14 protein-coding genes and 1 pseudogene are annotated in these 22,855 nt (G+C 67.2%); 8 read left to right on the forward strand and 7 right to left on the reverse strand.

Annotated features, from left to right (window positions below):
- Positions 1–70 precede the first annotated feature (70 nt).
- Both KY501_RS16375 and KY501_RS16380 read right to left on the reverse strand, forming a co-directional pair.
- Entirely contained in the window at positions 71–2,029 is a 1,959-nt protein-coding gene (locus tag KY501_RS16375) for a M3 family metallopeptidase (RefSeq protein ID WP_224364037.1), read from the reverse strand.
- 301 nt (positions 2,030–2,330) lie between these two features.
- Positions 2,331–3,272: a hypothetical protein gene (locus KY501_RS16380; protein ID WP_224364038.1), complete on the reverse strand. Its 942-nt coding sequence runs from the start codon at positions 3,270–3,272 to the stop codon at positions 2,331–2,333.
- Between the two features lie 379 nt (positions 3,273–3,651).
- Between KY501_RS16380 and KY501_RS16385 the strand changes: the two genes are divergently transcribed.
- Complete coding sequence (locus tag KY501_RS16385; protein ID WP_224364039.1) at positions 3,652–6,759, forward strand: ATP-binding protein; 3,108 nt, start codon at positions 3,652–3,654, stop codon at positions 6,757–6,759.
- A 21-nt stretch (positions 6,760–6,780) separates the two neighbouring features.
- Here the strand turns inward: KY501_RS16385 and KY501_RS16390 are convergent, their stop codons facing one another.
- The 3 genes from KY501_RS16390 to KY501_RS16400 all read right to left on the reverse strand — a co-directional run bounded on the left by KY501_RS16390 (position 6,781) and on the right by KY501_RS16400 (position 10,560).
- On the reverse strand, positions 6,781–8,721 hold the full coding sequence (locus KY501_RS16390) for an Ig-like domain-containing protein (RefSeq protein ID WP_224364040.1): 1,941 nt from the start codon (positions 8,719–8,721) through the stop codon (positions 6,781–6,783).
- 204 nt (positions 8,722–8,925) lie between these two features.
- Complete coding sequence (locus KY501_RS16395) at positions 8,926–9,729, reverse strand: SDR family oxidoreductase (RefSeq protein ID WP_224364041.1); 804 nt, start codon at positions 9,727–9,729, stop codon at positions 8,926–8,928.
- A gap of 3 nt (positions 9,730–9,732) precedes the next feature.
- The gene (locus KY501_RS16400; protein WP_224364042.1) at positions 9,733–10,560 is read right to left on the reverse strand and encodes a crotonase/enoyl-CoA hydratase family protein; all 828 of its coding nucleotides are present in this window, start codon (positions 10,558–10,560) and stop codon (positions 9,733–9,735) included.
- A 196-nt stretch (positions 10,561–10,756) separates the two neighbouring features.
- Between KY501_RS16400 and KY501_RS16405 the strand changes: the two genes are divergently transcribed.
- On the forward strand, positions 10,757–12,952 hold the full coding sequence (locus KY501_RS16405; RefSeq protein ID WP_224364044.1) for a hypothetical protein: 2,196 nt from the start codon (positions 10,757–10,759) through the stop codon (positions 12,950–12,952).
- Between the two features lie 41 nt (positions 12,953–12,993).
- Here KY501_RS16405 and dnaE read toward each other — a convergent pair whose 3' ends face one another.
- Entirely contained in the window at positions 12,994–16,551 is a 3,558-nt protein-coding gene (gene dnaE, locus KY501_RS16410; RefSeq protein ID WP_224364046.1) for a DNA polymerase III subunit alpha, read from the reverse strand.
- Between the two features lie 484 nt (positions 16,552–17,035).
- On the opposite strand from dnaE, the gene KY501_RS16415 reads away from it, so the two are divergent.
- From KY501_RS16415 to KY501_RS16435, 6 genes and pseudogenes are all read left to right on the forward strand, one after another.
- The gene (locus KY501_RS16415) at positions 17,036–17,479 is read left to right on the forward strand and encodes a Spy/CpxP family protein refolding chaperone (protein WP_224364048.1); all 444 of its coding nucleotides are present in this window, start codon (positions 17,036–17,038) and stop codon (positions 17,477–17,479) included.
- 116 nt (positions 17,480–17,595) lie between these two features.
- On the forward strand, positions 17,596–18,396 hold the full coding sequence (locus KY501_RS16420) for a M14 family zinc carboxypeptidase (RefSeq protein WP_224364050.1): 801 nt from the start codon (positions 17,596–17,598) through the stop codon (positions 18,394–18,396).
- The gene (locus KY501_RS16425; protein WP_224364052.1) at positions 18,396–19,277 is read left to right on the forward strand and encodes an aldo/keto reductase; all 882 of its coding nucleotides are present in this window, start codon (positions 18,396–18,398) and stop codon (positions 19,275–19,277) included. Before KY501_RS16420 ends, KY501_RS16425 begins: the two co-directional genes overlap by 1 nt.
- A gap of 351 nt (positions 19,278–19,628) precedes the next feature.
- Positions 19,629–19,799: pseudogene (locus KY501_RS54295) on the forward strand (hypothetical protein); the annotation flags it as partial.
- A gap of 63 nt (positions 19,800–19,862) precedes the next feature.
- The gene (locus KY501_RS16430) at positions 19,863–20,381 is read left to right on the forward strand and encodes a trypsin-like serine peptidase (protein ID WP_373691615.1); all 519 of its coding nucleotides are present in this window, start codon (positions 19,863–19,865) and stop codon (positions 20,379–20,381) included.
- Positions 20,382–20,387: 6 nt separating this feature from the next.
- The gene (locus tag KY501_RS16435) at positions 20,388–21,221 is read left to right on the forward strand and encodes a S1 family peptidase (protein WP_224364054.1); all 834 of its coding nucleotides are present in this window, start codon (positions 20,388–20,390) and stop codon (positions 21,219–21,221) included.
- 25 nt (positions 21,222–21,246) lie between these two features.
- Here KY501_RS16435 and KY501_RS16440 read toward each other — a convergent pair whose 3' ends face one another.
- Positions 21,247–22,512, reverse strand: a complete 1,266-nt coding sequence (locus tag KY501_RS16440; RefSeq protein WP_224364056.1) for a hybrid sensor histidine kinase/response regulator — start codon at positions 22,510–22,512, stop codon at positions 21,247–21,249.
- Positions 22,513–22,855 lie beyond the last annotated feature (343 nt).

A 22,855-nucleotide genomic window follows, 5' to 3' on the forward strand; every position in this document is an offset into this window, starting at 1 on the left:
GCGGCACCCTCCTCCGCTCTCTCGCAAAGCCCGCGGCGATCCTGCTTCGCCGCGGGCTGGAGGAAACCGGCTACGCCGTGGCGCCGCCGCCCGCGTTGAGCCACTGCTCGTAGGCGCGGAAGTCGTAGTCGCGGCCGAGGAAGTCCTTCACCAGCAGCACCGCATCCTTGGAGCCGCCGGGCTCCAGCACGGCGCGGCGGTAGGCCTGCGCGGGCTCCGGATTGAGCAGCCCCTTGTCCTGGAACACCGTGAACAGGTCCTTCGCGATCACGAGCGACCACATGTACGTGTAGTAGATGGCCGAGTACCCATCCAGGTGACCGAAGGCCAGATGGAAGTACGTGCCCTCCACGTACGGGAAGGGCGTGTACTTGCTCTGCAGCTCGCGCACCACGGCCAACGGATCCAGGTTCTTCGGATCCCTGCGGTACAGCTCCAGGCTGAGCGCCGCGTAGAACATCTGCTGGCGCACCCAGAGGCCCTTGCCGAACTCGTCCGCGCGCTTCATCCGCGCGATGACCTCCTCGGGCAGCGGCTCGCTCGTCTGGTAGTGCTTCGCGAACGTCTGCAGCGAACCCACCTCCCGCGCCCACTCCTCCAGCATCTGCGAGGGCGCCTCGACGAAGTCCCACTCGGTGCGCACCCCGGACAGCCCCGCCCACGGAGTGTGCCCACCGAACAGGTGGTGCAGCAGGTGGCCGAACTCGTGGAAGAAGGTCTCCACGTCGTGGTGCTGCATCAGCGCGGGCTCGGCGCCCGGCTTGGGGAAGTTGCACATCAGCACCGCCTCCGGCAGCCGGCGATCCTTCTTCCCCGTGGCCAGCGTGAACTGCGCCGCGTGCTTGTACTTGTCCGCGCGCGGGTGCATGTCCAGGTAGAAGCGCCCCACCGGCTCGGCGCCCTGGAACACGTCATAGGCCTCCACATCCGGGTGCCACACGGGCGCGTCCGCCACGCGGCGGTAGCTCACCCCGAAGATGCGCGAGGTGATGTCCAACACACCCTGCTTCACCCGCGTGTACTCGAAGTAAGGGCGCACCGCCTGCGAGTCGAAGCTGTACTGCTCCGCCTTCACCCGGTCCTCCAGGTACGCCTGGTCCCACGGGTCCACGCGCGAGGCGCTCGGCTGGTCCTTCCGCTTGCGATCCAACAGCACCTGGTAGTCGCGGCGGCTGCGCTCGGCCGAAGCCGTGGCGATCTTCTCGATGAAGTCCCCCGCGTTCCGCTCGCTGCGGATCATCTTGTCCTCGGTGGCGTAGGCCGCCCAGTTGGCATACCCGAGCAGCGTGGCCAGCTCGTGCCGGCGCAGCAGCAGCCGCTGGAGCACCTCGACGTTGCTCGGGTACGCCCGGGTGCGGTTGGCCCGCCAGAGCTTCTCGCGCGCCGAGCCGTCCTTCGCGTACGTCATGAAGGGCACGAGGTCCGGGTAGTCCGTGGTGATACGCACCTTGCCGTCCGCACCGGGCGGGTGGGCGCGCACGTAGTCCTCGGGCAGGCCCTCGAGGGCCGAGGGCGACAGCTCCACGGTGCGCACATCCTGGCGGATGTTGCGGTCGAACTCCTGTCCGATGCGGACCAGTTCCTCCTGGAGTTCCTTCACCCGGGCGCGGGTGGCCTCATCCCGGTCCACGCCGGCGCGGCGGAAGTCGCGCAGCAGCTTCTCCACCCACTTCTTCGTCGCCGCGTCCTCCGCGGAGACCTCCAGCGAGGCGATGACGTCATAGACGCCCCGGTCCAGGGAGATCTCCGTGGCGAGCTTCTCCAGTTCCTGCTCGGCCGTCTCGGAGGCTTGGCGCAGGGCGGCGTCCGGGTGGCTGTGTCGCGCGACGCTGGCGCGAGCGCTGGCATCCGAGAGGGCGGCGGTGGCCTCGTCAAAGACTTCGAGGGCCTCGCGAGGCTTGCGCGGGGCCGTCAGGGACTTGAGACGCTCGATGCCGGAGCGCGCGGTGGCCAGGGCGGCTTCGCTGGCGCGGCGGAATTCATCCGGCGTGCAGGTGACGAGACGTGCGGCGTCGGGAGTGGCAGGCACGGTTTCTGCTCCTAGGATTGGTTCGCACCGCAACCTAGACCGGAGCGCGCCCGGGAGCAGCAGGATCCACGCCCTGCTGGCTGCCACTGAACGCCTCGCCCCGTGCCCTCGCTGCCCCACGGTACTGTGGAAGGCAGACGGCCATGGAAACGGCAGCGTCTTGAACGTCGGCTGGAAGACCCGCGGCTCTCAGCTTGCCTCGAGCGAGCTGCCGCAAATCACAGCACGGCTGTTGCGTAACGCAGCGTCAAAGGGCTTCCCCGTGGCACTGGGGCCCTCACTCCGCAGCGCCTCAGCTCCCTCACGGGCACCGGCCGCAGTCGTTCATGCAGCTGTTGGCCCGCGTGTCCGAGCCACAGCTCTCGGTGAACTGGCACACGCCGTCACCGCAGGTGTACACGTCCTCGGAGCGAATGCGCGTGGTGAGCGGCAGGTAGGTCCGGCCGTTGTACGTGCACTGGGTGTAGAACAGCCCCGACGGATCCAGCGTGCAGTACTGCTCGCAGCTGTTCACATGGACGATCGGGCTGCACTCGGAGACCGAAGCGTTCTCGCGGGTCGAGAGCGCACAGGCACGCGGGCTGCTCTCCGCCTCATCCAGATACTCGCCATCGGTCGCGGCGAAGACGCCCTCGCCCGTGAAGAGGTTGCCGAAGAAGCACCCCTCGCGACGGGGGAAGTTCTGCAGCTCCTCCGCTGTGTACGGAATGGGCTCCTGCTGCGCCGTCCGCCCGAGCACCGAGAGGGACACATGCAGCCCGTACTTGTTGACGTGCGCCGCCATGCACGCGGAGACCAGCTGCTGCTCCGCCTCGGACATCGGCTGGCCGCTGGCCCACCCCGTCGCCAGCCCCAGCCCGCCCTCCCACAGGTAGGAGGTGCCCGTGGAGGCATCCTGGTAGCCACGCGTCTCCCCCGCGGGCAGCGCGCACTGCACCAGGTACTTCATCACCGTGGCATTCAGGGCGCCGTCCTGGGAGAACCAACCGGCGAAGTCGGCGGTCTCCAGACCGTTGGTGGCCAGGCCGTTCTGCGTCAACCCGTTCTGCGTCAACCCGTTCTGCGTCAGCCCGTTCTGCGTCAGCCCGTTGCCCCCCACCAGTTGCTGCTCCTGGGAGGTGGGAGCCACATCCGGCCCGGAGACAGTGTCCGGACGGCCACAGGCCACGCTGCCCAGCAGCATCAGGGTGGCCACCCAGCTCATGCGCTCCGATCGAGTGACTCGCTCCGTAAGAATCTCCATGACTGCTCCCCTCCTGAGTTCGTAGGTCCTGCCCAACCGATGCGCGCATCCAACCAGGGGGGTCTGACAAAACAGCCTGGCCGCAACGATCCATCAGGGCGGCACCCCTGGCCGCCTGGGCCACCGTGGCCCTGACAGCGTTCGTCCCACGCCTGTCTCTGCGAACTCCGGGCCAGCAGTGAAACACCGGCCCCCTGCATCCGTGTCCCTCCGTCCGTGACACTCCCTGCCAGGTTCTCCCGGGGACCCGGCGGGACACGTCTCGCGCGGCTTCACCGAGGTCAGACGGGTCTGCCAGAATGCCCCCCTCGTCCAGCTCCTCGCGCGAACTCCTCCTTCTCTCGAGGCAGCCCTGCTATCTCCCCCCATCGCCATGCCCGTGCACCATCCTCTCCTCTCCGGTGAGGCCCAGGGGAGCCCGCTTCCCCCCGTTCCTCCGCCGATTCCTACCGGCACGGTGGTGTTCGTCTTCACCGACGTGCAGAGTTCCACCCAGTTGTGGGCGCAGTGCGGCGAGGCCATGCAGGTGGCGCTGGACGTGCACAACCGGGTGCTGCGCGCGCGGCTGTCCACCGCCTCGGGCTATGAGGTGAAGACCCAGGGCGACTCCTTCATGGTGGCCTTCCCGTCCGTCATGGAGGCGGTGCGCTGGTGCCTGGAGACGCAGGAGGCGCTGCTGCAAGCGCCCTGGCCCGCGGCGCTCCTCGCCCATCCTCAAGCCGCCGAGGAGCGTGGGCCCCAAGGACGGGCGCTGCACCGGGGCCTGCGCGTGCGCATGGGGGTGCACCTGGGCCCGGCCGAGTGCCGCATCGACGAGCACACGGGCCAGGTGGACTACCTGGGCCACACGGTGAACGTGGCGGCACGCGTGGCGAACGCGGGCCATGGCGGACAGGTGCTGCTCAGCGGCGCAGCCTGGTCCCAGTTGGCCCAGCAGCTCGAGGAAGTCGGCCACCCCGCTGTGAGGGCCCTGGGAGAGTTCCGGTTCAAGGGCATCGAGGAGCCCTTCTCCCTGGTCGAGGTGCTCCCCGCCTCGCTGGCGGATCGGAGCTTCGGCCCTCAACGCGCGCAGGAGGAGCGGCACGGCAACCTCCCCTCCGTCACCGGAGCACTGGTGGGCCGCGAGGAAGAGCTGGAGTTGTTGAGGCAGCGCTTCCTCGATGGCGCCCGGCTCGTCACCATCCTGGGGCCTGGAGGCATGGGCAAGACGCGCCTGGCCACGCACTTCGGGAGCACGGTGCTGAACTCGCAGCAGCGCTGGGCGGGCGGCGTGTGGCTGTGCGTGCTGACGGAGGCCTCCAGCGCCGGAGACATCTGCCACGTCGTCGGACAGGCGCTGGGGGTGGCGCTCTCTCACGGAGGTAAGGACGGAGATCCCGCCGAGCAGATCGGCCGTGCGCTCGCGGGCCGGGGGCAGGTGCTGCTCATCCTCGACAACATGGAGCACCTGATGCGCCACGCGTCCTCCACCCTGGGGAGGTGGCTGGCGCTGGCCCCGGACGCACGCTTCCTGGTCACCTCGCGAGAGACCATGCACCTGCCCGGCGAGTGGGTGCTGGATCTGGCGCCGCTGGGGCTGCCCGCGGATGACGAGACGTCGCTGGAGGCCATCTCCCGCTCGGATGCGGTGCGGCTCTTCGTGCAGCGCGCTCAGGCGGCCCAGGGAGACTTCGTGCTCACGGCCCGGGAGGCACCGCTGGTGTCCGAGATCGTCCGGCGCCTGGATGGGATAGCGCTGGCCATCGAGCTGGCCGCGGCGCGCACGCCGGTGCTGGGCGTGGCCCAGATTCGCGAGCGGCTGTCGCGGCGCTTCGAGTTGCTGCGAGGCGGACGCCGGGATGCCTCGGCACGGCAGGCCACCCTGAGGGGCGCCATCGACTGGAGCTGGAACCTGCTGGAGCCCGCCGAGCGCCAGGCCTTGGCCCAGTGCTCGGTGTTCCGGGGCGGCTTCACCCTGGAGGCGGCCGAGTCGGTGCTGGCATTGCCCTCGGAAGGCCCGGAGGTGCTGGATGTGATCCAGTCGCTGCGCACCAAGTCGCTGCTGCGAACGGCGCCCGCGGGCGACTCCACGGGAGAGCGGCGCCTGGCGCTGTACGAGAGCGTGCGCGAGTACGCTTCGGAGCGGCTGGCGGAGCCCGGCCTGGAAGCATCGGTGGTGGAGCGGCACGCGGACTTCTTCTTGAGCCATGCCCGCATGCTCACCCGCCTGCTGCACGGCAGCAGTGGAGTCGAGGCACTGCGCCGGCTCGAGGCGGAGCGCGAGAACCTGCTGGCCGTATGTGACAACGCCCTGGCGCAGCGCCCCTCGACACCCGAGTCCCTGGCACGAGCGCTGAGCGGACTGATCGTCCTCGAGCCGGACATGACGGCGCGCGGGCCCATGGACCTCACGCTCGAGAGGCTGGACCGGGCCTTGAAGCTGGCCACGAGTGTGCCCGTGGACGCGCGGCTACGGGCGGAGACGCTCGCGGTGCGAGGCCGGGCCCACCTGGAGATGGGCGCACGGCCCGCCGCGCGCAGGGACCTGGAGGAGGCGCGCCAGGCGTTCCACGAGTTGGAATCCGCTGCGCAGGAGAAGCGGGTGCTGGTGGAGCTTTCCATCGTGGCTCGCCACGAGGGAGACATGAGCGCGGGGTGGGCACTGGTGCAGGAGGCGCAGGCCCTGCCCTCGGGGGGAGACCGGTGGCTGGAAGGCTACGCGGTCGGCAACCTGGGCCTCTTCGAGCTGTTCCGCAGCGGAGCCACGGCAACAGTGCCGCACCTCCATGCGGCGCTGGAGATGTTCCGTGAGCTGGGGGATGCCACGTTCGAGCTGATCTTCCTCATCAACTACGCCTTCGCCATTGGCGAGTTGGGGCGGATGCGGGAGGCCGTGGCGCTGCTGGAGGAGGCCCAGCGCAAATCCACCCACGTGGGGAATCGCTTCAGCTACGCCATCGCGCAGGTGAACATCGGGTGTCTGCTGTTGGAGGACGGCCGGGCCGCCGAGGCCGTCGAGCACCTGGAGGCAGCGGTGCCCGTGGGCTGGCAGCTCGGCAGCCGCATCCTGGAGGCGTGCGCTCGTGGAGAGCTGGGCCGTGCCTACCTGGCGCAGGGCATGCACGAGAAGGCCCAGGCGCATCTGCGGGAGGCCATTGCCTCGTTGTCCGAGGTGTCGCGCGGCCACATGCTGCGCTTCTCCGCCTACCTCGCCGCGGTGCATGCGGCGCTGGGACAGGTGGCCGTGGCGCAGGAGGGCTTCCTCTCGCTGGAGGCCGCCCCCGAGCTGCGTGAGGATCCCGTCTTGAGCGAGCTGGTGTCCCTGCTGCGCGCCGCGGTGGACCTGACCAGGGCACGGACGGAGGTCTTCTCCGAGCAGGTGGAACAGTGCATGGCCGCGGCGCGGCAGCGGCTGGAGCGGGCGCGGCGAGCACCTCCCGCGGCGGCTTCCTCGGACCTCCGAAGCTCGCTGCGGCTGCTGGAGCAGTGGCTGCCTCGGGCGAACTGAGCCGGACCGCCACCCACCCGGCTACGGCTCGGTGGGTTCGGCAGGCGCCGCGCTCATCCCGCACGTCTCATTGGACTGCCCCGGCGTTCCATAGTCCCCTCCGAGCAACCTCACGTTCACGAGTGTCCGCACTTCGGTGTCCCGGCAGCTCGGCAGCCCGTCGACGAGCACGCAGGAGGAGGTGAAGGTGACGCGGGAGACGCCATCCGCCGCGCAGGTGGGCGCGGGCACCTCGCAGACGACACCGGAGCAGGCATTGAGCGCCGCGGAGACATCGAAGCCCGTGCTGTCCACCGCGGGAAGCAGGTCGGCCGTGGCCGTGAGCTGGAAGCCGTTGCCCGCCTGATCCACCGAGAGATCCGAGAAGGTGGCCAGCCCATCGACGGGGCTCACGGACAAGGTCCCGCTCAGGACGGCCACGGGATTGCCACCCTTGATCGCAACCGTGACGGCCGGAGTGGAGACGCGAGACCGGTTGCCGAACGCATCCAGCAACTCCACCTGCACGGCCGGGAGCACGGCATGCACCGGACCATTCACCGGCGGCACGGCGAAGCGGAGCTGGCTCGGAGCAGCGGGGATGATCTCCCGCTCCAACGTGGCGGAGAGCGAAGCCACGGCGGTATCCGTGACCGTCACCTGTTGGGGGCTGGCGGCGACCGTGAACGCCACATTGAAGGAGTGGCGCCCATTGTCGGACTCAGTGAAGGTGTAGTCCTCGGGCAGCTCGGCGGACGGATCCGTCGCCGTGAAATGAATGGTGCCGAGATAATCCGTCGCCTCGTTCCCGAACGCATCGCGAGCCGAGACCTCCACGGAGAACTCCTCCCCCGCCTCGAAGGGCCCCGGGAGCGACGACAGGGCGAACTGAGCCATGGGTCCCGGCAGGACCGTCACGGATACGCTGGCGGCCAGCGTCGGAGTCTCGGAGTCCTCCACCTGGACTTGCCATGCCCCCGTCTGGCTCAAGGTGACAGCGAAGGACTTCGCTCCATGATCCGCCTCGGTGAAGGTGGAGTCCGAAGGCAGCAGGGCCCCCGGAGCCGTCGAGCTGAAGTGCACCGTGCCGCGGTAGTTCGCGGCCTGGTTGCCGAAGGCGTCCCGGATCGTCACCGTGGCGTTCATCGGGGTCCCCGCCACCGTGGCGCCACGCAGCGCCAGCGAAAGTGACGCGGGCAGAGCGGGCACGACTTCAAAGACGGGGCTGAGGGCATCAGCGAGGCCACTCGAGGTGGCCTTCAGCCTGTAGCCCGAACCCGCCTGCTTCAACACCACACGAGGGAACCGCGCGATGCCACCGACAGCCTGAGCGGTGAGGGTACCCTCCAGCCCTGCCGAAGCCGGCCCCGCGGCCAGTTGGAGCGAGACCTCTCCCGATGCGCTCACCACGGTGCGCCCGAGCCCATCCTGGATGGCCACCTCCACCTCGGGAGACACCGCCTCACCGGCGGTCGCGGAGAGGCTCGGGGTGAGGAAGGCCAGCTTCACGGCAGGAGGCGCGACGAAGGCGATGGTGGGCTGCTCGGAGATCACCACCGCCCCACCCTCGGCCTCGACCGATGCCTTCACCTGCTTGTTCCCCGCCTGAGCCGAGACCACCGAGGCCGTCACCACGCCGCTGGCGCTCGTCGTCCCCGAGGGCTGAGTCACGGTGTTGCCATCGCCCGACACCTCCACCTGCACGGTGCGACCGGACAAGGGCTTTCCGGCGGCATCACGGACAGTGACGGTGATGGTGACCCGCTCCGCCCCATCCGCCCGAACCCCCGTGGAGCGATCCACCGAGACCGACGAGCGCCCCGCATCCGGAGGCACCTGAGGCTCGGAGGGAGACGGCGAGCTCCCTCCACCGCAACCGATGACCAGAGCGAGCCACAAGACACCCATCCCGAACCAGCGGGCGAGCGAGAACGAAGGCAGCGGCATGCACGACTCCCGAGGACGCACGGAGTCCCGCGTCACGGGAGGACTCCTGCGAGGCCCGAGCCCTTTCTACCCCCCTTCAGGAAAGAAGGGGAGGCGCACACCTCGCACGACGAGGCCCCACCTGAAAGGGAGACCCCACGGGCGGCGGACATGAGCCGAACCTGTCCACCAAGCATACAGGTTGGCCCGAACCGCGCCCGGAGGGGAGCCTCCTCGGCGCCCGGTTGCCTCAGCAGACCGTCAGCTGCCGATGGCCTGCATGATCACTCCCGAGCCGAGAAGCGACCAGCCGCCATCGCACAGCATGATCGAGCCCGTGATGTAGGACGCCGCGTCCGAGGCGAGGAAGAGGGCCAGGTTGGAGATATCCGACTTGGCACCCATGCGCTGCAGGGGCAGGGACTGGATGATCTTGTCGCGCGCGGCCTCGGAGGGAGCCAGCCGCTTCATGCCCTCGGTGTCGTCGATGGGCCCGGGGGAGATGGCGTTGATGCGGACGCCCGCCCCACCCCATTCGATGGCCAGCACGCGGGTGAGCATGTCCACGCCGGCCTTCGCCGCGCACACGTGGGCCTGCATGGCCGTGGGGAGGAAGGCCTGGGGCGCGGAGATGTTGATCACCGTGGCGCCGGGCTTGCGCAGGTGCTCGAAGCCGGCGCGGCACGCGTTGAAGGTGCCCAGCACATCGATGTCCATCACCGCCTTGAAGCCATTGGAGGACATGCCAAGCGCGGGCGCCGGGAAGTTGCCGGCGGCGCCGCACACGAGGATGTCGATCTCCCCATACGCATCGTGCGCCGTCTGGAAGGCCTTCTCCACGGAGGCATAGTCGCGCACATCGGCAGGAACGCCCATGGCGGAGCCGTGCTGCTGGAGCTCCTTCACGGCGCCCTCGAGTTTCTCCACGTTGCGGCCGTTGATGACCACCTTGGCGCCGGCCTTCACGAAGCGCTCGGCGATGCCCAGGTTGATGCCACTGCTGCCGCCGGTGACGAAGGCCACCTTGCCGGCGAGCAGCTTCTCCTTGAATACCCCTTCAGCCATGACTCATCTCCCCTGGAAGCGCGGAGGCCGCCGCTCCATGAAGGCCGAGAACGCCTCGGTCAGATCGTTCGACTGCAAGAAGGCGGAGTTCCACACCGCCACGTAGCGCAGGCCGTCCTCGATGGACTTGTCCGCGCAGTACTCCATCACCTGCTTGGCGCCCTGGACGACGAGCGGCGGGTTCTCGGCGATCTTCCGGGCGGTGGCCCGCGCGGCGGTGAGCAGCGCCTCGGGAGACTCGAACACCTCGTTGACGAGCCCCATGCGCAACACGCGCTCCGCGTCGAAGTCCCCAGCGGTGTAGGCCATCTCGCGCGTGTTGCCTTCGCCGATGATGCGCGGCAGGCGCTGGAGCGCGCCCAGGTCCGCGACGATGCCGACACGCGCCTCACGGAGGCTGAACTTCGCCTCGCGCGAGCAGTACCGGAAGTCACACGCGGCGATGAGATCGATACCGCCACCAATGCACCAGCCGTGGATCGCAGCGATGACGGGCTTGCGGCAGCGGGAGAGTCCCTCGGTGGCGCCCTGCATCTGGTGGATGAGCTGGAGCAGCTTCGTCCGCTCGAAGGCCGTGTTGTTGTCCCCGGAGATGAGGGGCCCGAGCGTCTCCGTCATCCCCGCCAGATCCAGGCCATAGGAGAAGTGAGCACCCTCGCCGCGCAACAGGACGACGCGCACGGACTCGTCAACATCGAGCGCGCGGAGCACCTCCGGCATCTCGCGCCAGAAGTCCGGTCCCAGGGCATTGCCCTTGCCGGGCCCCAGCAACACGATCTCGGCGACACCCTCGGCCTTCTCGACACGCAGTGACTGGTAAGCGGTGGTCATCCCTTCCCTCCGTCGGGGGCGGCACTTGACCAGAAACGCCCGAGCGCCGTCCACGACCGGATAACCCCGCGCAGGCGGGGGGCGCCTCTACCATGAAAGCCTGACACCCGAGACAAGCGAGCTTTTCCATCTTCACGAGAAGTCATGAGCAGGCCACACTCCCGGCGCCTCACCTCCATCAGCCCCGAGGAGCCTCATGCCGAGAACGCTACGCAGTCGCCTTCGCTGGTCCACACTGCTACTGACCGGAACGTTGCTCACCGCCGCAGGCTGCTCAAGAGAGCCTGAGCCCCCGCCACCAGCTCCGACCTCCGAGAGCACCCGGGAACAGGCCGCCGACGAGGGCGATACCGTCGAGATCCGCTCGCTGCCGCCCATCAAGCCAGAAGAAGCCTCGCAGACGTCGCTCCAGCAGCTCGAGAAGACGACGAAGCTCGGGGAGAACGTGGCGGTGCATGTGAAGCTGCCGCCCCCCGCCAACAAGGAGCTGGAGGGCAGCCTCGTCCGCATCGTCGGAGATACCTCGAGCCCCACGGTGCTCTTCAGCTCGGACGCGCTGGCGAAGCTGGGAGCCATTCCTTCGAGCCCGGGCTCCGGGTTCTTCACCTCCTTCGGGCAACTCAGCTCGCGGGAAATCGAACGCCGCATCGAAAACGAGCGGCTGCTGGCCTCGGGCGAGTTCGGAGAAATCACCGAGGACTCCATCGTCTTCAACGGCCGCACGCCCATCGGCATCACGCAGGGCATTGGCTTCGACCGGGATACCTTCACGAAGTTCCAGCCCCAACCGCTGAGCACGTGCCCGGCGACGCCTGCGTCCACGACGCAGGGCTGGGGCCAGTCGCTGTTCATCACCTCACCCGCCGTGGTGCTGGATCCGGCGCGCACGTGGGATCCGTGCACGGGCGCGGGCACGCAGGGTGGCGCGTGGACCTTCGCCCACCTGATCCGTGAGATGGCCACCAGTTCGGGCTCGACGCCCGAGACGTTCGTGCTCCGGTGGCTGGAGATGTGGCTCAACCCGTACGTCGTGAACGGAGACGTGGTGCCGGCCCGGCCCAACATCTTCAGCGGGGTGATCCAGCCCTGGGCCACCGCCAGCGGCGTCACCGCGGCGGTGCTCACGGACTCCTCGGGGAAGAAGTTCGTCCAGCTCAGCGGCCCGCTCAACCTGAACATCGCGCCCTTCCGCCTGCTGTCGATCGTCAACCGCCTGGACGTGGGCAACACCGTCTCGGGCAGCAGCGGCTATGGCGGCACGACGACGAGCCGTCCAGTGGACGCCGGTGAGCTGCGCTTCATCTTCGGAGTCGTCCAGCCGAACCCATGGGGCGGCGGCTCGCAGGCCACGTGCGGCCTGAAGCCCTTCACCGTCATCTTCGAGTACGGCGTGCCCGTCACGGGTTGCTCCAACGTGGTCCAGTATGCGCGCAAGTGGACGGAGCTCAACACGCTGGGAGGCTTCACGCCGACGTACCTGACGAAGCTGCAGGCCATCACCGAGAGCGTGGTGCTGCACGGGGCGGCGCCGGGCAAGGGCAACCAGAGCGCCCTCAACCAGCTGCGCACCAACGAGCGCTCCATTGCCAGCCCCTGGGAGCTGCGCGAGTTCACGCTGAGCGACGAGGATCCGGTGAGTGGCATCAGCACGCCCTCCAACGGACTGCTGCGCAAGCACACGGTGGCGCAGACGCCGGATGACGGCGCCTACCCGAGCGGGCATCCGGCGATCAGCAACTACGTGCTGAGCGTCGTGAAGCCCTCGGTGCCGCTGCCGGTGGGGCCGCTGCCGTCCAACTGCTCGACGGCGCACACCGTGCCGTACTCCTTCCTGGGGGTACCGTTCCGAGGCGGCAACTCGCTCGTGCCGCCGAACTTCTGGCCCGCCGCGGGCGCCAGCGGAGCCAACCCCGCGGACGTGTGCGCGCGGCACGAGTTCTCCGTCAACACGTGCAGCGGCTGCCACTTCGGCGACACGCAGACCGCGTTCACGCACGTGACGACCACGGGCATCCCGGTGACGCTGTCGAGGTTCCTGACGGGTGGTGGACCGGGCCTGGCCTTCGGGGTGAATGACACGCAGTTCACGACGCCGAAGTGGCTCTTCGCGGACCTCGAGCGGCGGTGGCAGCGGCTGTACGAGGTGGCCTTCTGCACGCAGTGCACGACGGTCGTCCGCGCGGATCCGAACCTGTTGAACCAGATCGGGGAGATCGCCCAGGTGGTGCCCATCGACCCGGTGGGACCGATCGAGGGGCCGAAGTTCCCAGTGGGAGCGATCCGCGACCTGTCCCTGGTGCAGAAGATCCTCGATGTGCGGCCGAACTTCGCAAAGGGCACATCCGAGGAGCCGGTGAACTTCATCCGGCGCACGGAGACCCTGGTGCACTGAGTCCTGGCGGCCCGGGCGCGCGCACGAGTGGGTGCGCGCGCCTACCCCAGCTCGACGACCTTCATCCCGAAGAGCTTGTCGACGGCCAGCAGCAGCTCATCGCTCACCTGGACCTTGAGCTGCGTGCCACCGATGAGCGCCTCGGCCTCGCCTGGGAACAGCACACTGACGGCCACGGGCGTGGCGCCGGTGTACTGCTTGGCGATGGCCATCAGCTTCGACAACCGGTCTTCGGTGAGCAGATCCGCGGGCACGCGCAGCTCCAGCCGCTTCGTGCGCTTCTCGCGAACGGCCTTCAGGCTCTGGATGTCCTCGACGATGAGCTCGGTCGTGGGAGCATCCTCGTCGCGCTGGCTGACCTGCACCGAGCCCGTCACGAGGATGGGATCATCCCCCTTGAGCAGCGTCTCCCAGTGCTCATAGCCCGGCTTGGGCCCGGCCTTGGTCCACTTGCCATCCTTGCCCATCACCGAGCGGGTGCCGTCCTTGCCCGGGAAGCACACCAGCTCGATGGAGCCTGACAGGTCCTCCAGCGTCACCCACGCCATGCGCTTGCCCGTCTTCGTGGGCCGCTCGCGCAGCGCGGCGATGATGCCACCCACGGAGATCTTCTCGTCCCGGCGGGCGCGCTGCACCGCCGTCACCGGCCGTGCGTAGCGCTTCAATTCCTTCTCGTACTGGTGCAGCGGGTGGCCGGACACGTAGAAGCCGATGGCCTCCTTCTCGAAGGACAGGCGCTCCTTCTCCGGCCACTCCTCCACCTGCACGAAGTCATCCTTGAGCGCATTTCCGCCACTCGAGGCCGGCCCCGCCAGCATTCCGAACAGCGAGCTCTGCCCGGCCGCCTTGTCCTTCTGGCTGGACGAGCCGCGGTTCATCGCCTTTTCGATCGTCTCGAACAACTGGCGCCGCGCACGCTTCTCGAAGTCGAAGGCACCGGCCTTCACCAGCGCTTCGAGCACCTTCCGGTTCACGCGCCGGCTGTCCACGCGCTCGCAGAAGTCGAACAGGCCCTTGAAGGGCCCTTCCTTGCGGGCCTCGACGATGGACTCGATGGCGCCCTCGCCCACGCCCTTGATGGCGCCCAGACCGAAGCGGATCTTCCCGTCCACGGCGCCGAAGGCCATGTCCGACTGGTTCACGTCCGGCGGGAGCACCTGGGTGCCGGACTCGCGAGCCTCACCGATGTGGCGCACCACCTTGTCGGTGTTGTCCTTCTCGCTGGTGAGAAGGGCGGCCATGAACTCCACGGGGTAGTGGGCCTTGAGCCACGCCGTGTGGATGGTGACGAGGCCATAGGCGGCCGAGTGGCTCTTGTTGAAGCCGTACTCAGCGAACTTCTCCATGAGGTCGAAGATCTCGCCGGCCACCTTGAGGTCGACTTCGTTCTTCTTGCAGCCCTCGAGGAAGCCGGCGCGCTCGGCCTGCATCACCTCGGCCTTCTTCTTGCCCATGGCGCGGCGGAGCAGGTCGGCGCGGCCCAGGGTGTAGCCACCCAGGACCTGCGAGATCTGCATCACCTGCTCCTGGTACACGATGACGCCGTAGGTGTCCTTGAGGACGGGCTCGAGCAAGGGGTGCGGGTAGACGACGGACTCGCGGCCGTGCTTGCGGTTGATGAAGACGTCCACCATGCCCGAGTCGAGCGGACCGGGCCGGTAGAGGGCGCCGGCGGCGATGACGTCTTCGAAGCAGGACGGCTTGAGCTTCATCACCATTTCGGTGAAGCCGCTGGACTCCATCTGGAAGACGCCGGCCGTGTCGCCCTTGGCCATCAACGCCCACATCGCGTCGTCGTAGAGCGGGATGTCGTCGCGCGTGAGAGGCTTCTCTCGCGGGTGGTTGCGGTTGATGAGATCCAGCGCGTTCTGGATCACCGTGAGCGTCTTGAGGCCGAGGAAGTCGAACTTCACCAGGCCTGCGGCCTCCACCTCGTCCTTGGCGAACTGGGTGATGAGGGTCTTCTCACCGGGAGGCTGGTAGACGGGGACGAACTCCCACAGCGGCTTGTCGGCGATGACGACGCCGGCGGCGTGCATGCCGGGCTGGCGGTGCAGGCCCTCGAGGGCGAGGGCGATCTCCAGCACGTCCTTGGTGGTGACGGGCTTGCCCTCCACCTCGCCGATGTTCGAGGGCTTCTCGATCATCTCCTTGAGGCGAGGCTCGGTCTCGATGGCCTCCTTGAGGGTGATGTTGAGGACTTCGGGGACGAGCTTGGCGATGCGGTCACCCTCGCTGAAGGGCAGGCCGAAGACGCGGCACACGTCGCGCAGCACGCTCTTGGCCTTCAAGCTGCCGAAGGTGATGATCTGCCCGACGTTGTTCTCGCCGTACTTGCTGGAGACGTACTTGATGACCTCGTCCCGGCGGTCCTGGCAGAAGTCGATATCGAAGTCCGGCATCGACACGCGCTCGGGGTTGAGGAAGCGCTCGAAGAGCAGGTTGTACGGGATGGGATCCAGGTCGGTGATGCGCAGCGCGTAGGCCACGAGCGAACCGGCGCCCGAGCCACGGCCCGGCCCCACGGGGATGCCGTGGCGCTTGGCCCAGTTGATGAAGTCCTGAACGATGAGGAAGTAGCCGCTGAACCCCATCTTCTGGATGACGCCAAGCTCCAGGGTGAGGCGGGCGCGGTACAAGTCCGGGTCGAACTTGGCGCCGGCCTTGTGCAGCTCCTTGAAGCGCTCGTGGAGCCCCTCGAAGGCCAGCTCCGCCATGTAGCTGTCCGGCGTGTGGGACTCGGGGACCTTGAAGGTGGGCAACATGGGCTTGCCGAGCTTGAGCTCCAGGTTGCATTGCTCGGCGATGCGCTGGGTGTTGTGGACGGCCTCGGGGGTGTCCTTGAAGAACTGGAGCATCTCCTCGGGGCTGGTGACGTAGAGCTTGTCCGTGGAGTGCTTCATGCGCTTGCCGTCGGCCAACGTCTTGCCGCTGGCGATGCACATGAGCAGCTCGTGCGCGCGAGCGTCCTCGCGCTTGATGTAGTGGGCGTCCGCGGTGGCGCACAGCGGGATGTCCAGGTCCCGGCTGAGCGTCATGAGGTTCTCGTTGGCCTTGTCCTGCTCGGGCAAGCCGTTGGACTGGACCTCGAGGAAGAAGTGATCGGGCTCGAAGATGTTCTTGTACTCGAGCGCGGCCTTGCGGGCGTGGTCCATGTCCCCGCGGAAGCAGGCGCTTGTGACTTCACCGCCGAGGCACGCGGTGAGGGCGAAGAGGCCCTTGCTGTGCTCGGCCAGCAGCTTCTTGTCGATGCGCGGGTGGTAGTAGAAGCCGTCCATGTACGCGCGGGAGGCCAGGACGCGGAGGTTGGCATAGCCCTCGGCGTTCTGGGCGACGAGGATGAGATGGTGGGCGACCTTCTCGGTGCGGTCCTCACGGCCCTTGGTGCCGGCGACGTAGGCCTCCATGCCGATGATGGGCTTGATGCCGGCATCCTTCGCCTTCTTGTAGAAGTCGATGGTGGCGAACATGTTGCCGTGATCGGTCACGGCCACGCTCGTCATCCCCTTTTCCTTCACCGTCTTGATGAGGTCCTTCATCCGGATGGCGCCATCCAGGAGGGAGTACAGGGTGTGCAGGTGGAGATGGGTAAAGGACATGGCTGTTCGTAGGGCGAGCGGAAAGCGGTGGCGAACAATAGGGTTCCGGACCGCGCGCCGCATCCGGAAAATCGGCCTCGGGCGGGTTTTCTACTACGTGTAGGGTGGGAAGGAGAACAGGAGACGTGCCAGGTGGTTCGGCGCTCGACACGACGCCCGGCACACGCTCCTTGCGGGCCCTCCGGACGTAAGCCCCTGTATTCAGGACCATGGCTGGACCTTCTTGAGGATGTAACGCCCGGGCCCCCCGACTCGCCACCGCCGCCTGGCCGCTCGCTGGTGCTCGGCTGCCGGGTAGGGCTGCTCGTGTTCCTGGGGCTATACGCGGGGTGTGCCCTCCTCAACGCTTCATAGGGAGTGAGGGCTTCACACTTCTTTACGGGGAGGAAAAGCGCGCTCAACGGCGCCCGGTCATCTTCTGCACCGTCGCCATCGAGGCGAAGCCGAACACCGGGCCCTGAGGGTCCCGCCAGGAGAACACGTCATGAAGAAGAAGATCGCCATCGCCGCCTCCGCAGTCCTCGCCGTCGTGCTGCTCAGTGGCTTCCGGGGAGGAGGCTGGGGCTGGAACCGGGATCCCGAGCGCATCAAGCAGGTCATCACCTGGAAGCTGGACGACAAGCTGGAGGACATCAACGCCTCGGACAGCCAGAAGCAGGCGGTACAGGGCGTGAAGGACCGGCTCTTCGAGGAAGGCAAGCAGCTGGCCGAGGACCACCAGGCCACGCGCCAGGAGTTCCTGACGCAGCTCGAGTCCGACACGCCGGACGCGAGCAAGCTGCACACGCTGGTGGATGCGCGCATCGACGCGCTGCGCGCCTTCGCGCACAAGGTGGTGGACTCCGCGCTGGAGGTGCACCGCATCCTCTCGCCGACGCAGCGCAAGCAGCTGGCGACGGAGTACCGCGAGAAGATGGACGTCCACTGAGCGGAGTGTTCTCGGCCAACGCCCCGCTGACTTCGGAGCGGGGCCCGCCGTGCCGCACTGAACGGCACGGGTGAGAGAAGGTGGGAAACGAGACGGCGGCTCACTATGTTCGGAGCGTGGAATACACGGATTATGCCCGCCGCCTGATGGCCCACTCCTCGCTAGCGGACGTGGCCGAGTACGGCCGGGTGATGGAGGCCGGGAGGGAGTATCCGCTCTTTCGGCTGACCGTCCCCGGTTCGCGCTGGCTCGTCATCACCTCGGGGTTTCATGGGGAGGAACCGGCTGGGCCGTTGACGCTGGCGGAGAGCTTCGCGGAAATCGTCGCCTACGCGAGGGCACGAGACGTGGGGTTGCGCGTGTACCCGTGCATCAACCCATCGGGCTTCGAGGTGGGCACGCGCTACAACCGCAGCGGGGAGAAGCCGAACAACGACTTCCTGCGCTACGAGGTGGCGCCGGGAACGTGGAAGGGAGAGCTGGCGCGGGGCGAGTCCTTCCTGCGCTGGGAGTTGTACGACGGGGGCCCGAAAGAGACGCGGGCGGTGCGAGCGGACATCGTCCGTTTCCCGGCTCCGGCCGCGGCGCTGGACATCCACCAGGACAACTACCTGAGCGTCGCGGCCACGTACGCGTACACGTTTGGGGACGCGGCGGCGTATCGGCCGTTGATGGAGGCGGCTGCGAGCCACGCGAGCGTCATCCGGAACCAGAAGGTGGACGAGAACCACCACACGGACGGGGACGGGCTCATCGTCTCGCATGATGGGAGCGTGACGGACTACTTCACGCGCCAGGGAGTGCCCTACACGGCCGCGCTGGAGACGACGACGCGGACTCCGCTAGCGTCCAGCCACGCAGTGAACCTCATCTGGATCCGCGGCTTCATCGATCTGGCCGCGCGTGGAGGAACGTGATGGAGCGCCGTCCCCTGGGAAACACAGGCCTGCAGGTCTCCGCGCTGGGATTCGGAGCAGGGCCCGTAGGGGACGGAGCGCTATCAGAGGATGAGGCGGCGAGGCTGCTGCATGGCGTACTGGATGCAGGGATCAACCTGATCGATACCGCGCCCAGCTATGGGCTCTCCGAGGAGCGGATTGGCCGGCACCTGCAGGGGCGGCGCGGAGAGTTCGTGCTCTCGACGAAGTGCGGCTACGGCGTGCCGGGGGTGGAGGACTGGACGGGGCCGTGCATCACACAGGGCATCGAGCTGGCACTGAGGCGGATGCGCACGGACGTCATCGACGTGATGCACTTCCACTCGTGCCCGATCGATGTGCTGGAGCGGCCGGGTGTGGTGGACGCGCTGACGCGAGCGGTGGAGCAGGGCAAGGTTCGCGTGGCTGCATACTCCGGGGACAACCACTCACTGGCACATGCGCTGAACATGGGGCGATTCGGGTCAGTGCAGACGTCGGTGAACCTGTTCGACCAGCGCGCCATCGACTGGGGCGTGGCGATGGCGCGAGAGCGCGGCGTGGGAGTCATCGCGAAGCGCACGTTGGGAAATGCACCGTGGCGGTATTCGGAGCGTCCGTGGGCGCAAGATGTGGCGCTGTACTGGGACCGGATGCGCCAGATGGGACTGGATCCACGCGGGCTGGATGGGAGCGAGTTCGCGCTGCGCTTCGCGGCCTACGTTCCGGGCGTGACGACGTGCCTCGTGGGCACCACGCGGCTGGAGAACCTCCAGCACAACGTGAGGGCCTTGGAGCACGGGCCCCTCGCACCGGAGCACGTGGCGCACATTCGCGACGCGTTCCGGCGCAACGACCACGGGTGGGACGGGCAGATCTGAGGTCCCAGCGCCTCCATCGGGGACGAAGTATGCTCACTACGAGTTCCCCCCTGTCTCTGAGAGGTCGAGGTGCGCCGTTCGCTGGCCCCCATCGAAGTAGTCTTCGTCTGCGTCGTCGGAGTGTCCTTCGCGGAAGGATGCAAGCAGAACAGCACGCAGGCTCCAGCAACTCGAGAGGAGGCTGGGCTCGATGGGGCGGCGCCTCTCGGACACGCTTCCCCCTCAAGCTCTTCGCATGATGACGATTCCCCCCCTCTCCCAGAGGGGTGGCAACCCGCCATTGCCTTGAGATTCAGAGGTGGCGCAGCAGCAGGAAAGGTGGACGTCAGCAACAGGTACGAATCGACCCTCATGTTCTTGAAGGATGCAGAGGGTGTCTGGCCGAACTGCAGCGGGATTCTCCTGAGCCCTCGCGTGGCCTTGACCGCAGCCAGTTGCGTGTGCCCGCCGCGGTACGTCACCTCGCAAGAGAGGCCCGAGAAAGGCCCGATTGGGCCTTCAGCTTGCGCTGAGCATGCGTTCATGACGAGGGTGCGCTACGGCACCAGGGAGGATTGGAAGTCTACGGAGCGGCCGGCTTCAATCATGCAGCGCCCCCTCAGGGGCAAGGTCCGCGTTCATCCCGCTTTCAAGATTGAACTCAATGAGCAAGGCGCAGTCCTGTCAACGAGGGCGGACCTGGCCCTCATCATCCTTGACTCCCCGGAGGATGAGTCTGTTGAGAGCATCCCGTTTGCCGAGAAGGAAGCTCAGGAAAACGAAACGCTCGTGATGGCAGGCTATGGAGATGATCCGCGCTTTCGCGACGAGCCAGGCCTGCGCTATTTCAGACACAACAAGGTCACCAAGGTCCCTGGAAACTCGGACGGAAGGATCCTCTACGAGCAACAGGGTGCTTTTGTCTACAACGGATACACGGGTGGACCTTGCTTCCGGGAAGACTCGGGTCAGAGGTGGCTCGTGGGAATAGCAAGTGTCGGCACAGAGCTCGAACTCACCTGCACGAGCACGTACTTCTTCAGGGACTGGCTGCGTGCCGAGTTCCAGCGTGTGGCGACAGCAGCTTCCACTTCGGCTCCTCCAGCAGCCGAACATTCTCAGTGAGGCCTTATGTGCGCCCGTGACACCAACCTCGCGAGGCTCCTTGTCATCGTCCTCTGGCTTCTTGAAAGTGGGTGCGCCTCAACGCCCGATTCCTACTTTGCCGTGGCGAAAGGGGAGAACGATCATGCCAACCGCTATCAATCCACGGTCCTGGTGACTACCCCCCTCGGCGACTGCAGCGGCGTCCTTATCGCTCCGCGTCTCGTACTCTTCTCAGCTCACTGTGCCTGTCTACCCGCAGATTTCGGGACCCGCGCTGGAAAGTGGCTCTATACGAGTGAGAAGTGCGAGCAGAATGCGACCGTCAAGGTGTATCGCTATCAGCAAGTCAACGGGAAGTGGGCTCGCTCGCCGGAGTTCTACGAAGGCACTGTCGTCGCGCACGAAGACTTCAGGTCGGAGATCCAGGACGGGAAGGTCAAGAGCCACCGAGCAGATCTCGCCGTCATTCAATTGGAGACGGCCGCGCTGGGCATCAATCCCGATGGCAACATGCCTGAGGTTGAAGTCAAACCCAATGAGTCGCTTGTCGTGGTGGGCTTCGGGCCGAGTGTCGAGAGAGGCGACAATGGCGGCGTAAGGCGCTCAGGCAGAAACACCGTGACGGAAGTCATCACGACACGCGAGACCAAGGAGTTCCGCTTCACCGCGGGCGGGATTCACATCCTCTCAGGCGACAGCGGCGGTCCGTGCTTCCGCGAGACGGACGAAGGACGGTGGCTTGTCGGTATCAACGGTGGGTTCACCAAGGCCAAAGGTGGCTATGAATCCTGGTTCACGAGCACCTTCTATTACCGCAGTTGGATCGAGCGCCAGAAGCGGGATCCGAAGGTCAACTGACACCGTGAATGCACTGGAGATGCCGCTACTCCAGGCCTTGTTCCGCTGAAGGCCGGATCGGCAGCACCACCGTGAACGCCGTCCCCTCGGTGGCGGTGGACCGGACGCTCGCGCTCCCCCCATGCGCCTCCACGAGGTGACGGACGATGTAGAGCCCAAGGCCAATGCTTCGCCCCGACTGATCCGCGAGTGAAGAGCCCCGCTCCAGCGGCTCGAAGATTCGAGGCAGCAACTCCGGGTCGATGGGCTCGCCGCTGTTGTGGACCTCCAGCACCACCCTGTCCCCGTACCCCTGCGTCTCCACTCGCACGGGAGTGTCAGGCGGGCTGTAGTGAAGCGCGTTGACCAGCAGGTTGGTGATGACCTGCTCCAGCCGATCCGGATCCCACTCCCCCCCGCCGCTCCCGCTCTGCACCACGACGATGGACCGCTTCGGGTGAACCGTCCTCACCTCGTCCACCACCGCGCGCACCAGCGTATGCAGGTCCGAAGACTTGCGCTCGATCAGGATGCCACTCCCCTGCCGAGCCCGCGTGAAGTCCAGCAGGTCCCGGATCATCCGGTTGGCCCGCTCCACCGAGAGCAGGATGCGCTCGAGGCCCCGCCGCAGCCGCTCGTCGGGCGCCTGACGCACCAGGTTCGAGGCCGTGAGGCCAATGGCGCTCAGGGGGTTGCGCAGATCGTGGCTGACGATCCCGATCAGCCGGCGCTCGAAGTCGGCGCGCTGGAGGGTCTTCGCTTCGCGTGCCTCCGCGTCTCGCTGCGTTTGTTGCGACTGCTCCAGGAGCCGGGAACGTTCGGCCTCCATCGTCCAGGCTTGCTGCTCCGCGACCTGGGCGACTTCGAGTGCCTCCTCCGCGAGGACCCGGCGCGCACGCTCGTCCGAGAGCGCCCGCCGCTGCATCAGGCCGCGCCGTGCAAGCCCCCGCACCCGCGCCACGAACTCCACGGACCGGAAGGGCTTGAAGACGTAATCGTTGGCACCCGCCTCCATGCCACGCGCCACGTCTTCCGGAGAGTGATGCGAAGTCAGCAGGAGCACGGGCAGTGCCGTGGTGGCGCGGTCGCTCCGAAGGTACTCGCACACCTCGATGCCAGACAGGCCCGGCACTTCCCAGTCCAGAACCACCACATCGGGGGGCGGAGAACGACCGAGCGCTTCGAGCAGCGTCGCACCGTCCGTGAAGCTGGTGACATCACAGGAGGGGGACAGCGCCGCACGGATAACGTCGGTCTCCGTGGGGCTGTCGTCGAGGAGCCAGATCGTGGGGCGAACCGATTCCGAGGACACGAGGCCCCTCATTCTAGGCATCCAGCCACGTCGCTGCACCTCCTTTTAGGAGAGCAATGAAGTGACAGGAGTGCCTCGAATTGGAGACCGCCGAACGGCTTGCGGAGACAGCCCGCGATGCCAGGCGTTGGCTCCACATCACTTGTCGTCATCAGCACCACGGGCACTTCGCACATGTCAGGATCCGCTCTGAGGCCCTCGAGGAAATCACGGCCCCACTGGGTCGCCCCCCACCAGTCGAGGAGGATCAAGGATCAGGGCGGACAGGGCCTCGCGAACATCGTCATCGTCCTCAAGTACAGGGATGGTCCGGCGCACAGAAGCTCCTCCAGTGGGGAGTCGG

The organism is Hyalangium versicolor, assembly GCF_020103695.1.
In the GTDB taxonomy this organism is placed as follows: Bacteria; Myxococcota; Myxococcia; order Myxococcales; family Myxococcaceae; genus Hyalangium; species Hyalangium versicolor.